Consider the following 12047-nt stretch of genomic DNA (forward strand, 5'->3'; position numbering starts at 1 on the left):
GGCAGGGCGTCAGCGCGGCCCCAGGCCCAGCGGGCGCCCGGCGAGCCCGCGCGGGCGGGCGCCCAGGGCGTCGGCGACCGAGCGCAGCGCGACCGCGGCGGGCGAGTCCGGCGCGGACCACACGACCGGACGGCCCGTGTCCCCGCCCTCGCGCAGGGCGACGTCGAGGGGCACGGCGCCGAGCAGCGGCACGTCGTAGCCCAGCCGGCGGGTCAGGGAGTCCGAGATCCGGGTGCCCCCGCCGGCGCCGAACAGCTCGAGCACGCTCCCGTCCGGCATCGGCATGCCCGCCATGTTCTCGACCACCCCGGCCACCTTCTGACCGGTCTGCACCGCGAGGGCCCCGGAGCGCTCGGCGACCTCGACCGCCGCCTGCTGGGGCGTGGAGACCACGAGCACCTCCGCCGAGGGCAGCAGCTGCGCCACGGAGATCGCGATGTCGCCCGTGCCCGGCGGGAGGTCGAGGAACAGGTGGTCCAGGTCCCCGAAGTGCACGTCCGTGAGGAACTGCTCCACGGCGCGGTGCAGCATCGGCCCGCGCCAGGCCACCGGCTGGTCCGGGTCCACGAACATCCCGATCGAGATGACCTTGAGCACCCCGGCGCGCCCGGAGTCCTCCCGCGCCGCCTCGGGAACGTCCACGACCGGGGGCAGGATCATGTCCCCGACCTGCGTGGGCGACCGGTCGATGCCGAGCAGGCCGGGGACGGAGAAGCCGTGGACGTCGGCGTCCACGATGCCCACCGACCGGCCCCGCGCGGCGAGCGCGGCGGCGAGGTTGACGGTGACCGTCGACTTGCCGACACCGCCCTTGCCGCTGGTCACGGCGTGCACCCGCGTCAGGGAGGACGGGTCGTTGAAGGGGACGGTCCGGGTGTGGCCCACCCGCTCCTTGAGGGCGGTGCGCTGCTCGGGGGTCATCACCCCGATCTCGACGTCCACGGAGCGCACCCCGGCCACGGTCCCCACGGCGTCCCGGACGTCCCGCTCGATGGTCGAGCGGAGGGGGCAGCCGCTGATCGTCAGCAGCACGTGCACCGCGGCGTGGCCGGCGTCGTCGAGGCTGGCCGCGCGGATCATCCCGAGCTCGGTCACGGGCCGGCGCAGCTCCGGGTCGAGCACGCGGTCGAGCGCCGCGCGCAGGGCGGGGTCGAGGGCCTCGGCGGCGAGGACGTCGTCGGGGCGGGGCTCAGGCACGGGGGACACCTCGGGTCTCGGGGGTGGTGGGGCGGTCGGGGTTCCTGCTCCGGCGGCGGGCGGACCTCTTCGGCGGGGTCCCCGGTTCGTCGGCGTCGGGGGCCTCGTCCTGGGACTCCAGGATCTCCTCGAGCACCGAGCGCAGCTCCGAGCGCACGAAGTCGCGGGTGGCGACGTCGCGCAGCGCGATCCGCAGCGAGGCGATCTCGCGGGTCAGGTACTCGGTGTCGGCGAGGTTCTGCTGCGCGCGGCGGCGGTCCTCCTCCTGGGTCACCCGGTCCCGGTCGTCCTGCCGGTTCTGGGCCAGCAGCAGCAGGGGCGCCGCGTAGGAGGCCTGCAGCGAGAGCATCAGCGTGAGCAGCGTGAAGTTGAGGTCCTTCGAGTCGAACTGCAGCTCCCGGGGGGCGATGGTGTTCCAGCCCAGCCACAGGGCCACGCACACCGTCATCCACAGCAGGAACTGCGGGGTGCCCATGAAGCGGGCGAAGCCCTCGGTCATCCGCCCGAAGGCGTCGGGGTTCGGCCGGAACCGGTCCAGCAGCCCGGGCCGGTGCTCGCGCGGCTGGTCGAGGGCGTTGCCGCGGGGGCTGACGCGGGGGCGCCGGGGCTCGCGCTCACTCATACCGCTTGCCCACCTTCCGGATCGGGGTCCCGTCGTCGGCGGTGCGCCAGTCCTCGGGCAGCAGGGCGTCGAGGACGTCGTCGATCGTGATCGCCCCGACGACCCGGTCGTGGTCGTTGACCACCGGGATGATGGTGAGGTCGTAGGTCGCGAGCTCGCGGGCGACCTCCTGCAGGGAAGCGAGGTCGGAGACCGGCTCGAACGAGCGGTCGATGAGGTTGCCCACGGCCTCGGGCGGCGGGTAGCGCAGGAGCTTCTGGGTGTGCACCATGCCGAGGTACTTGCCGGTGGGCGTCTCCAGGGGCGGCCGGGAGACGATCACGGCCGCCGCGACCGCGGGGCTGAGCTCCTCCTGGCGGATGTGCGCGAGCGCCTCGGCCACCGTGGCCTCGGGCGGCAGGATGATCGGCACGGGGGTCATGAGCGAGCCGGCCGTGCCCTCCTCGTACTCCAGCAGGCGCCGGACGTCCTCGGCGTCCTCGGGCTGCATGAGGGCGAGGAGCTCCTCGGCCTGGGCGTCGGGCAGCTCGTTGAGCAGGTCGGCGGCGTCGTCGGGCTCCATCTCCTCGAGCACCGTGGCCGCGCGGTCCGGCTCCATGTTGGTGAGGATGTAGACCTGGTCCTCCTCCGGGAGCTCCTCGAGGACGTCGGCGAGCCGGTCGTCCTGGAGCTCGTGGGCGATCTCGAGCATGCGCTTGGCCGACATGTCGTGGAGCTCGTCGGCGAGGTCGGCGGGCTGCTGCTCCTCGTGGGAGGCGACCCACTGGGTGGCCGGCTGGTGGCCCGCGGCGGACGGGTCGCCCGCGTCCTCCCAGTCGATGATGAGCGTCTCGTTGCGGCGGCGCATCAGGCCCCCGCCCGCACCGGTGCGGCGGACGAAGAGCTGTGTGATCAGCCAGTCCCCGGTGTTGCGCTTGCGCTCCATCGCCATGTCCTCGACCGTGGCCGAGCCGGAGCCGTCGCGCAGCACCACGGTGCGGTCGAAGACCTCGCCCACGGCGAGGGTCTCCGCTCCGCGCTGCTCGAAGCGGCGCAGGTTCACGAGCCCCGTGCTGATGATCTTCTCCGCGTCGATGCTGGTCACGCGGGTCATGGGCACGAACACCCGCTTCTTGCCGAGGACCTCCACCACGAGGCCGACCACGAGGGGCCGGCGGGAGGAGCGGCCGTACCGGGAGCTGCCGCGCATGAGCACGACGACGTCGCGCAATCGCCCCAGACGGTCCCCCAGCGGGTCGAACACGTCGAGGCCGATCAGGCGCGCGATGAAGATCTTGTCGATGTGGCTGCTCACCGTACAAGACTACCCACCGCCTCCCCGGCGCCCGGTCGCTGGGTCGCTCGCAGGGCCGGGGCCCCCGGTGCGGGGCGCGGCGGGGCGGGCGGATGGGGGAGAATGGGGGCATGAGCTCGCCACGGTCCCTGCCCCCCGCCAGTCCCGCCGTCCGCGGTCTGCCCCGCGGGGAGGTGATCGGGCGCTACGCCTCGTACGCCGACGCGCAGAAGGCCGTGGACCACCTCGCGGACGAGCAGTTCGAGGTCGACCGGATCGCGATCGTCGGCAACGACCTGAAGTCCGTGGAGCAGGTGACCGGCCGGCTCAGCTACCCGAAGGTCGCGGGCCAGGGCGCGCTCAACGGCATGGTCTTCGGGGCCTTCCTCGGGATGATCCTGTCGCTGCTGGGCGGGGAGCAGTGGCTGTCCACGCTGCTCGTGTCGGTGCTGATGGGCGGGGCCTTCTGGATGCTGCTCGCCACCATCACCTACGCCATGCAGCGCGGGAAGCGGGACTTCACCTCGACCAACCAGATCGTCGCCACCTCCTACGACGTCGTGGCCGCCCCCGAGGTGGCCCAGCGCGCCCAGCAGGTGCTGCAGGGGATGCGGGGGCTGCAGAGCCTGCCGCGGACGGCTCCCGCACCGCGGCCCGCCCCGCAGCACGGACCGCCGCAGGGGACGCGGCAGGGCTCCTCGCAGGCCGGGACCCCGGGGCGGCCCCCGGCGGGGGCCCCGTGGCAGCGGCCCTCCCACGGCGCTCCCGCGGAGCCCCACGGCGCTCCCGCGGAGCCGCCCCGCGGGCCCGCGGGTGCCGCACCGGCGGAGGGCCAGGGCGAGCAGGCCACCGCGCCCGGCCGCTCCGCGATGTTCCAGGACCTGCCCGACGGCCGGCCCCAGTACGGCATCCGGCTCCCTACCGGGGACGCCTCGGGGGACGCCGCCACCCAGGACGCCGGTGGGCAGGGCGCCGCCGGGCAGGACACCGCCCGGCAGGACACCGCCCGGCAGGACACCGACGAGCAGGGCCCGGCCGCGGGCGGAGCCGAGCCGCCGGCCGGCGGGAGCACGTCCACCGACGCCTCCCGCTGACGGCCGCCGGCTCAGCTGGGGTCGACGCCCTCCCGGGCGTGCCACAGCCCGGTCATCCACGCCTCGACCTCGTCCGGGGTGCGGGGCAGGCCGGAGGAGAGGTTGACGTTGCCGTCCTCGGTGATCAGGACGTCGTCCTCGATCCGCACCCCGATCCCGCGGTACTCCTCCGGCACCGCGAGGTCCTCCTCCTTGAAGTAGAGGCCGGGCTCGATGGTGAACACCATGCCGGGCTCGATCACCCCGTCCACGTAGAGCTCCCGCTTGGCCTGCGCGCAGTCGTGCACGTCGAGGCCCAGGTGGTGGCTCGTGCCGTGCGGCATCCACCGCCGGTGGTGCTGGCCCTCCGCGGAGAGCGAGACCTCGGCGGGCACGGGCAGCAGCTCCCAGCTCTCCAGCCGCCGCGCCAGGACCTCCATGGCCGCGGCGTGCACGTCCCGGAACCGGTTGCCGGGCACCGCGGCGTCGAACGCGGCGTCGGCGGCGTCGAGGACCGCCTGGTAGATCCGCCGCTGGACCTCCGTGTAGCGCCCGTTCACCGGCAGGGTGCGGGTGATGTCCGCGGTGTAGAGGGAGTCGGCCTCCACGCCCGCGTCCACGAGGATGAGCTCCCCGGGGATGACCCGCCCGGTGTTGCGGATCCAGTGCAGGACCGTGGCGTTGTTGCCGCACGCCGCGATGGTGTCGTAGCCGAGGTCGTTGCCGTCCGTGCGGGCGCGCGCGAAGAACGCGCTCTCGACCATGCGCTCGCCGCGGTGGCGGTGGCCCGCGGCGGCGGGCAGCACGTGCACGATGTCGGTGAAGCCGGCGATGGTCGCGTCCACGGCCTCGCGCATCTGCTCGACCTCGTGGGCGTCCTTGACCAGCCGCAGCTCGGAGAGCGCCTCGGCGAGCTCGCCGTCGAGGGCGTCCGAGGACTCGAGGTCCACCCCGGTGTTGATCCGGGAGGTGTCCACCAGGGCGTCGACGTTCAGGTCCACCTCGCGCACGAGGCGGAGGCGCAGCCCGCCCAGCGCGGTGGGCCCGGCGTTCTTGGTGACCGCGTCCTCGAGGCCCCCGAGGTCCCGGGTGCGCAGCCCGTAGGCGGCCCCCAGCTCCTCCAGGGTGGGGCGGGGGCCGACCCAGAACTCGCCGTTCTTGGCGTCGGCGTAGAACTCCTTCGAGTCCCGGCCGGCCATGGGGTGGAAGTACAGGGTGGCCTCGTGGTGGCCCCCGTCGTCGCCCGCGCCCTCCTCGACGGGCTCGAGCACCAGCACGGCGTCGGGCTCGTGGTCCACGCCCAGCCCCGTGAGGTGCGCGAACGCGGAGTGCGGCCGGAAGCGGTAGTCGGTGTCGTTGGAGCGGACCTTGAGCGGCCCGGCGGGGAGCACGAGCCGCTCGCCGGGGAAGCGCTCGGAGATCCGCCGCCGCCGCTCGGCGGCGAAGTCCGCGACCGGGGCCCGGTCCACCTCGGTGGGCTCCGCCTCGGCCCACTGGGACGCCATGAACTGCTGGAAGGCGGCGGAGTCGGGGCGCTGGGACCGGTTCTCGACCCGGTCCGAGAGCGGCTGCGTCGCGTCCTGGGGTGTGGTGCTGTGCTCTGTCATGATTCCTTTCCTCGCGTCGTCCGTCTCATCGTGCCACGGGAGGCGGCGGGCCGTCCGGCCCGGAGCGGTATCGTGGAGCGGGTGAAGATCGACCTGCACACCCACTCGTCCGACTCCGACGGCACGGAGAGCCCGGCGGACGTCGCCCGCGCGGCGCACGCGGCGGGCCTGGACGTCTTCGCCCTCACCGACCACGACACCACGTCCGGGTGGCAGGCGGCCGGGGACGCCGCCGTGGCACTGGGGGTCGCCTTCGTCCCGGGCATGGAGATCTCGTGCACCACCGACGACGGGATCTCGGTGCACCTGCTCAGCTACCTGCACGACCCGCGGGAGCCGGGCCTGCTCGCCGAGATCGAGTCCTCCCGATGCTCCCGGCGCACCCGGGCCGAGCGCATGGTCGAGCTGCTGTCGGAGGACTACCCCATCGACTGGGACGTGGTCCTGGACCACGTGCGCGCGGGCGCGACCGTGGGCCGCCCGCACATCGCCGACGCGCTGGTCACCGTGGGGGTCGTGGAGAACCGCACCGCGGCCTTCGCTTCGGTGCTGCACAGCCGCTCCCGCTACTACGTGCCGCACTACGCCCCGGACCCGGTGCACGCGGTGCGGCTCGTGCGGGCCGCCGGCGGCGTGCCCGTCTTCGCGCACCCGCTCGCCGCGGCCCGTGGCCGGGTGGTCGGCCCGGAGGTCTTCGAGGCCATGATCGACGCCGGCCTCGGCGGGCTCGAGGTCGCGCACCGCGACAACCCCGACGACGCCCGGACCCGGCTCGTCCGGATGGCCTCCGAGCACGACCTGGTGGTCACGGGCTCGAGCGACTACCACGGGGCCGGCAAGCCCAACCGGCTGGGGGAGAACCTGACCTCCGTCCAGTCGCTCGTGCGGATCGAGGAGCAGGCCGGCTCCGGTGTCCCCGTGCGCTATCCCTGAGACCCCTGTCCCACCGGGAGGAGCGCGTGCTCAGTCCCAGACGGTCGCGCCCGGCAGGCGCGCGCGCATGACCTCGATGGCCTCCGGGTTGCGGTCCACGCACACGAACCGCCGGTCGAGCTGCCCGGCGGCGGCGCCGAGCGTCCCGGAGCCGGCGAAGAAGTCCAGCACCCAGTCCCCGCGGGCGGAGCTCGCGGCGACCATCCGCCGCACCAGGCCCACGGGCTTCTGCGTGGGGTAGCCGGTCTTCTCCCGGCCGGTGGGGGAGACGATGGTGTGCCACCACACGTCCGTGGGGAGCTTGCCCAGGCGGACCTTCTCCGGGGTCACCAGACCGGGGGCCATGTACGGCTCCCGGTCCACCTCGGCGCTGTCGAACAGGTACCGCTCCGGGTCCTTGACGTACACCAGGACGTTGTCGTGCTTGGCGGGCCAGCGACGGCGGGAGCGCCCCCCGTAGTCGTAGGCCCAGATGATCTCGTTGAGGAAGCACTCCCGGCCGAAGATCGCGTCCAGCATGACCTTCGCGTAGTGCACCTCCCGGTAGTCCAGGTGCAGGTACAGCGTCCCGTCGTCGGCGAGCACCCGCCACGCCTCCCGCAGGCGGGGCTCCAGGAACCCCCAGTAGTCGGCGAACGCGTCGTCGTAGCTGCGCAGGGCCCCCAGCACGGTCGTGTAGGAGCGGCCGGCGAAGCCGGTGCGGTCGCCCTCGCCGGCGGCAGCCGGCGTCACGGTGGACTCCCGGCGGCGCTGGGTGCGGCCCGTGTTGAAGGGAGGGTCCACGTAGATCATGCGGAAGGCCCCGCCGGGCAGCCGCCGCAGGAGATCCAGGTTCTCCGCGGCGACCACCGCGTCGGGGCCCTCCGCGTCGAAGGCGAAGGGGCTCACTCGCCGGCGGTGCCGCTCTGCTCCTGCGCGGCCCCGCCGCTGCGGCGGCGCCGACGGCGCCGGGTGGTGCCGTCCGAGGTCCGCTCCACCGAGGTCTCCCGGGAGGCCTCCGGGGCCGCCTCCCGCGACTTCCCCCGGGGTCCCCGGCCGTCCTCGCGCGGCGCGGCCGGCGCCGCGGTGTCGTCGCGGCGTCCGCGACCGCCGCGGCCCTCGCCACGAGCGGCGCCGCGGCCCTCGCCGCGGCGGGAGTCGCCGCGGTCGCGCGAGCGCCCGTCCCGGCCGTCGCCGCGCGGACCGCTCTTGCGCCCGCCGGGCTCGCCGAGGTCCTCGAGCACCTCGGCGCCCAGTCCCTCGTGGGTGCGCTGGGAGCGGGGGAGCCGGCCCTTCGTGCCCTTCGGGATGCTCAGCTCCTCGTACAGGTGCTCGGAGGACGAGTAGGTCTCGCGGGGCTCGGGGATGCCGAGCTCCAGGGCCTTGTCGATCAGGCGCCAGCGGGGGATGTCGTCCCAGTCCACGAACGTCACGGCCGTGCCCTTGTTGCCGGCGCGGCCCGTGCGGCCGGTGCGGTGCAGGTAGGTCTTCTCGTCCTCGGGGCACTGGAAGTTGATGACGTGCGTGACGTCCTCGACGTCGATGCCGCGGGCGGCGACGTCCGTGGCCACGAGCACGTCGACCTTGTTGTTGCGGAACGCGCGCAGCGCCTGCTCGCGCGCGCCCTGGCCCAGGTCGCCGTGCAGCGGGGCGGCGGCGAAGCCGCGGGTGATCAGCTCGTCCGCGAGCTTGGCCGCGGCCCGCTTGGTCTTGGTGAACACGATCGTGCGTCCCCGGCCCTCGGCCTGCAGGATCCGGGCCACGACCTCGTCCTTGTCGAGCTGGTGCGCCCGGTAGACCACCTGGCGGATGTCCTTCTTGGTGGCGCCCTCGTCCGGCGCGGCGGCCCGGATGTGCATGGGCTTGGTCATGTAGCGGCGGGCCATGGCCACCACGGGCCCGGGCATCGTCGCGGAGAACAGCATGGTCTGCCGGACCTCGGGCACGGCCGAGAGCAGCTTCTCGACGTCGGGCAGGAACCCGAGGTCGAGCATCTCGTCGGCCTCGTCGAGCACCACGGCCCGCACGGCGGAGAGGTCGAGGTGGCGCTGCCGGTTGAGGTCGATGAGCCGGCCGGGGGTGCCGACGACGACCTCGACGCCTGCCTGCAGCTGCTCGATCTGGGGCTCGTAGGCGCGGCCGCCGTAGATGGTCGCCACCCGGGCGTTGCGGGTCCGCGCGGCGGTCGCCAGGTCGTGGCCGACCTGGACGGCGAGCTCGCGGGTGGGCACCACGATGAGCGCCTGCGGGGCCCCGGGCCTCTTCAGCTGGGCCCACCCCGCGTCGCCGCGGCCCACGACGCGCTGCACCACGGGGATGCCGAAGCCGAGGGTCTTGCCCGTGCCGGTCTTGGCCTGGCCGATGATGTCCTGCCCGGACAGCGCCACCGGCAAGGTCATGGCCTGGATGGGGAAGGGGTGGACGATGCCCTCGGCCGCGAGGGAGTCCACGATGTCCTGGCGCACCCCGAACTCGGCGAAGTCCTGGGGCAGCGGCTCGGGGTGCTCGGTGGTCTCGACGACCACCTCGGGGGTGCCGTCGAGGGCGGTCCCGTCGCCGGGCGCGGCGTCCGGTGCAGTGTCGGTGATGTAGTCGGTCACGGTCGGGTTCCTTCGTTCGGGCACGCCCGCTGAGGAGAGGGGACCTCAGGGTCCGGCCTCGGGGCCGCCGTGCTGGCGGACGCCGGGGGCGTGCGTTGGGTGGAAGCCGATCGTGAGCTTGCGCCGCCTCGACCGGGTGGGCCACGGGAGCGTGGCGCCCGGATCCGGTCCTGCGCGAGGCCGCCGTGCGGGGCCTGTTCGCGGGGAGCGGGGGCGAGTAGGTGTCTGTCGTTCGTGGGATCGCGGGTACGACCGGTCATCCAGTGCGCTTAACAGTGTAGCCCGACGACCGCGCACGCTCCGTGCGGTCGCCGGGCCGGGTCTGCCGCGCCGGGCGGGCGGGGTCTCAGCCGTCCTTGGCGAAGGGGGTGAAGCCGACCGCCCGCTTCTGCTCGGCGCCGACGGCGGCGTAGCCGATGACGCCGGCGGGGACGACCGTCACGTTGCCCTTGGTGTCCGTCAGGGTCAGCGGGGATCCGGAGGACATGGCCGCGGTGATCAGCTCCACGGCCTCCGGCGCCTCGAGGGCGGAATCGACGACGATCTCCCGGGCGACGTGCTGAACACCGATCTTGATTTCCATGGTTCCTCCTGGACAGGGCTGCAGGGTGGGTCCCGGTCAGTCTAGGAGGGCGCTACTCCCAGTCCTCGTCGATGATGGAGATTCCGCCCCAAGCTAAACGGAAGATCTGGCGCTGGGCCTCGGCCCGGCCGCCGGTGCCCGGGTTGCGGATCCAGTGCACCGCGGCGGTCTGCGCCATGCCGGTGAGGGAGCGGGAGACGAGCACCGCGTGCGGGTGGCTCAGCCCCGCGTTGGGCCCGAGGACCCCGGCGATCGAGTCCGCCACGGCCAGGTGGAAGCTCTCGAAGCGCTCCGCGACCTCCGGGTCCGCCAGCAGGTCCGACTCGAAGATCAGCCGGTGGGCCTCCGGATTCGCCTCCACGAAGCCGAAGTAGACGTCCAGCATGGACTCCACCCGCTCGCGGTTCACGTCGCTGCCCTGCAGCGCCGAGACGAGCCGGGCCGAGAGCTCCTGGAGGTAGTGGTCCACGAGGGCCAGGTACAGCTCGCGCTTGCCGGGGAAGTGCTGGTAGAGCACGGGCTTGCTCACCTGGGCGGCGTCGGCGATGTCGTCCATGGACGACCCGTGGTAGCCGTTCGAGGAGAACACGGTCAGCGCCGTCTCGAGCAGCTGCCGCCGGCGGGCCTCGCGCGGGAGGCGCGCGGGGCGGCCTCTCCTGGTCTCAGTCATGAACCGTTCCTCCTCAACCGGCCGGCGGCGCCGGCCGAACGAATGCTGCCCTACCCCGCGGCCTGGGAGCGGCGGGCGGCCTCCGGCGGCGCCTCGGCCGCCGGAGGTGCGGTCCCCTCCGCGGCGGGGGCGGGGACCTCGATCCCGTACAGCGCCGCCAGACCGGTGATGTACTCGTCCTGCCGGCCCTGCGCGGCGAGCTCGCGCGCGCGGACGGTGGGGGTGTGCAGCAGGGAGCGGACCATGCGTCGCATCGCGAGCTCGATCTGCTCCTGCGCGGCCGTGCATCCGTGGTGGGAGGTGACCTTCTCGAGCTCGGCGTCCAGGACGGCCATGGTGTGCTTGCGCAGGGCGACGATCGCGGCGTCCATGTCGCGGGCGTCCTGGCTCGCGGCGAACTCCTGGGCGGCGCGCTCGACGATCCCGCTCGCGGCGTCGACGGACTCCCGGGTCTCGTCGGGGGCGGCCACGCGCACCGACTCCAGGGTGATGAGCTCGACGCCGGGCAGGTCCGCCACGGCGGGGTCGAAGTCCCGGGTCAGGGCCAGGTCGACCACGGTGCGGGACCCGGCGGGGAACGCGGCGGCGCCCATGGGGGCGGAGCCGCCGCTGCAGCCGATCACGACGTCGGCGCGCTCCAGGGCCGCGGCGAGCTCCTCGGTCCCCACTGGCGTGCCGCCGCGGTTCTCCGTGAACTGCCCGGCCCGGCCCGACGCCGAGTACACCTCGATGTCCGCGCAGCCGCGGTCGCGCAGGGCGGCCATGGTCGCCCCCGCGTAGGCGCCCGTGCCGAACACGAGGGCCCGGCGCGACGTCCAGGTGCCGGACGTGACGTCGTCGGCGAGGTCCAGGGCCACGGAGACGATGGAGCGGCCCCGCTCGCCCAGGGCGGTCTGCGTGCCCACCTTGCGGGCGGTGCGGGCGGCCGCCTCGAACAGCCGCTGGAGCTTGCCCGAGACCGTCCCGGCCTGCTGGGCGTCGTTGAGGGCGCGCCGGACCTGCCCGGTGATCTCGCGCTCGCCCACCACGGCGGACTCCAGCCCGGAGACCACGGTGAAGAGGTGGCGCGCGGCGCCGGAGTCGGTGAAGGCCCGCAGGGAGTCGGCCACGAACTCGGGGTCGAGCCCGGCTCGGGAGCCGATCTGCTCCGCGAGCTCGGCCAGGACCCGGTCCAGCACCGCACCGGACGAGACGCCCGGTGCGTCATCGAGCTCGCCGTAGATCTCGAGCCGGTTGCACGTCGAGAGGGTCACGGCCCCCCGGAGCTGTCCGCTGCGGACCATCTCCTCGGACAGACCGAGCGCACCGGTGCTGAGACGCGCAACGGTGTTCAGATCGACGTTCTGATGGGAGGCGACGAGAGCGAAGAGGACCACAGTGCATTCATACTAGACGGTCACCGCGGATCGGCGACTCGGTGACGTCCGAGAGACCGCTCACGTCCGTCACCGTTCCACCCGCCCCGGTCCCGGTGACGCTGCGTCGGTAAACGACGTCGGTGTTCCTTGGC

11 protein-coding genes are annotated in these 12047 nt (G+C 73.9%); 2 read left to right on the forward strand and 9 right to left on the reverse strand.

Translation table 11 applies throughout. The features are described from left to right. Window positions 1-9: 9 nt before the first annotated feature. Genes ACFYE3_RS10490 through ACFYE3_RS10500 form a run of 3 tightly spaced genes read right to left on the reverse strand, consistent with a single transcriptional unit; the run spans window position 10 to window position 3113 of the window. Window positions 10-1197, reverse strand: a complete 1188-nt coding sequence (locus ACFYE3_RS10490; protein WP_387608805.1) for an Mrp/NBP35 family ATP-binding protein — start codon at window positions 1195-1197, stop codon at window positions 10-12. Further along, window positions 1190-1819: a DUF1003 domain-containing protein gene (locus ACFYE3_RS10495; protein ID WP_387608808.1), complete on the reverse strand. Its 630-nt coding sequence runs from the start codon at window positions 1817-1819 to the stop codon at window positions 1190-1192. The genes ACFYE3_RS10490 and ACFYE3_RS10495 overlap by 8 nt, the downstream gene beginning before the upstream one ends. Further along, complete coding sequence (locus ACFYE3_RS10500; RefSeq protein WP_368820290.1) at window positions 1812-3113, reverse strand: magnesium transporter MgtE N-terminal domain-containing protein; 1302 nt, start codon at window positions 3111-3113, stop codon at window positions 1812-1814. The genes ACFYE3_RS10495 and ACFYE3_RS10500 overlap by 8 nt, the downstream gene beginning before the upstream one ends. 110 nt (window positions 3114-3223) lie before the next feature. Here ACFYE3_RS10500 and ACFYE3_RS10505 point away from each other — a divergent pair, with 110 nt between their 5' ends. Further along, window positions 3224-4186, forward strand: coding sequence for a general stress protein (locus ACFYE3_RS10505; protein WP_387608810.1), 963 nt, complete (start codon window positions 3224-3226; stop codon window positions 4184-4186). Between the two features lie 11 nt (window positions 4187-4197). Here ACFYE3_RS10505 and ACFYE3_RS10510 read toward each other — a convergent pair whose 3' ends face one another. Further along, window positions 4198-5772: an aminopeptidase P family protein gene (locus ACFYE3_RS10510; RefSeq protein ID WP_387608812.1), complete on the reverse strand. Its 1575-nt coding sequence runs from the start codon at window positions 5770-5772 to the stop codon at window positions 4198-4200. 81 nt (window positions 5773-5853) lie between these two features. Here ACFYE3_RS10510 and ACFYE3_RS10515 point away from each other — a divergent pair, with 81 nt between their 5' ends. Beyond that, window positions 5854-6705 (forward strand): PHP domain-containing protein, encoded by an 852-nt coding sequence (locus tag ACFYE3_RS10515; protein ID WP_387608813.1) that lies wholly within the window; start codon window positions 5854-5856, stop codon window positions 6703-6705. 30 nt (window positions 6706-6735) lie between these two features. Here the strand turns inward: ACFYE3_RS10515 and ACFYE3_RS10520 are convergent, their stop codons facing one another. The 5 genes from ACFYE3_RS10520 to ACFYE3_RS10540 form a co-directional block, all read right to left on the reverse strand. Continuing rightward, the gene (locus ACFYE3_RS10520) at window positions 6736-7593 is read right to left on the reverse strand and encodes a DNA-methyltransferase (protein WP_368820286.1); all 858 of its coding nucleotides are present in this window, start codon (window positions 7591-7593) and stop codon (window positions 6736-6738) included. Beyond that, the gene (locus ACFYE3_RS10525) at window positions 7590-9284 is read right to left on the reverse strand and encodes a DEAD/DEAH box helicase (RefSeq protein WP_387608814.1); all 1695 of its coding nucleotides are present in this window, start codon (window positions 9282-9284) and stop codon (window positions 7590-7592) included. The genes ACFYE3_RS10520 and ACFYE3_RS10525 overlap by 4 nt, the downstream gene beginning before the upstream one ends. A gap of 346 nt (window positions 9285-9630) precedes the next feature. Further along, complete coding sequence (locus ACFYE3_RS10530) at window positions 9631-9867, reverse strand: DUF3107 domain-containing protein (protein ID WP_368831581.1); 237 nt, start codon at window positions 9865-9867, stop codon at window positions 9631-9633. A 52-nt stretch (window positions 9868-9919) separates the two neighbouring features. After that, the gene (locus ACFYE3_RS10535) at window positions 9920-10537 is read right to left on the reverse strand and encodes a TetR/AcrR family transcriptional regulator (RefSeq protein ID WP_387608817.1); all 618 of its coding nucleotides are present in this window, start codon (window positions 10535-10537) and stop codon (window positions 9920-9922) included. Window positions 10538-10587: 50 nt separating this feature from the next. Continuing rightward, on the reverse strand, window positions 10588-11913 hold the full coding sequence (locus tag ACFYE3_RS10540; protein WP_387608819.1) for a glutamyl-tRNA reductase: 1326 nt from the start codon (window positions 11911-11913) through the stop codon (window positions 10588-10590). Between the last annotated feature and the right edge of the window lie 134 nt (window positions 11914-12047).

The sequence above is a fragment of the Kocuria arenosa genome, assembly GCF_042879215.1.
In the GTDB taxonomy this organism is placed as follows: domain Bacteria; phylum Actinomycetota; class Actinomycetes; order Actinomycetales; family Micrococcaceae; genus Kocuria; species Kocuria arenosa.

What these genes read in the sequence shown, in the direction of transcription:
- ACFYE3_RS10505 (WP_387608810.1), top strand. Translation starts at nt 3,224, where the DNA reads ATGAGCTCGCCACGGTCCCTGCCCCCCGCCAGTCCCGCCGTCCGCGGT.
- ACFYE3_RS10495 (WP_387608808.1), bottom strand. Translation starts at nt 1,819, where the DNA reads ATGAGTGAGCGCGAGCCCCGGCGCCCCCGCGTCAGCCCCCGCGGCAAC.
- ACFYE3_RS10535 (WP_387608817.1), bottom strand. Translation starts at nt 10,537, where the DNA reads ATGACTGAGACCAGGAGAGGCCGCCCCGCGCGCCTCCCGCGCGAGGCC.
- ACFYE3_RS10510 (WP_387608812.1), bottom strand. Translation starts at nt 5,772, where the DNA reads ATGACAGAGCACAGCACCACACCCCAGGACGCGACGCAGCCGCTCTCG.
- ACFYE3_RS10530 (WP_368831581.1), bottom strand. Translation starts at nt 9,867, where the DNA reads ATGGAAATCAAGATCGGTGTTCAGCACGTCGCCCGGGAGATCGTCGTC.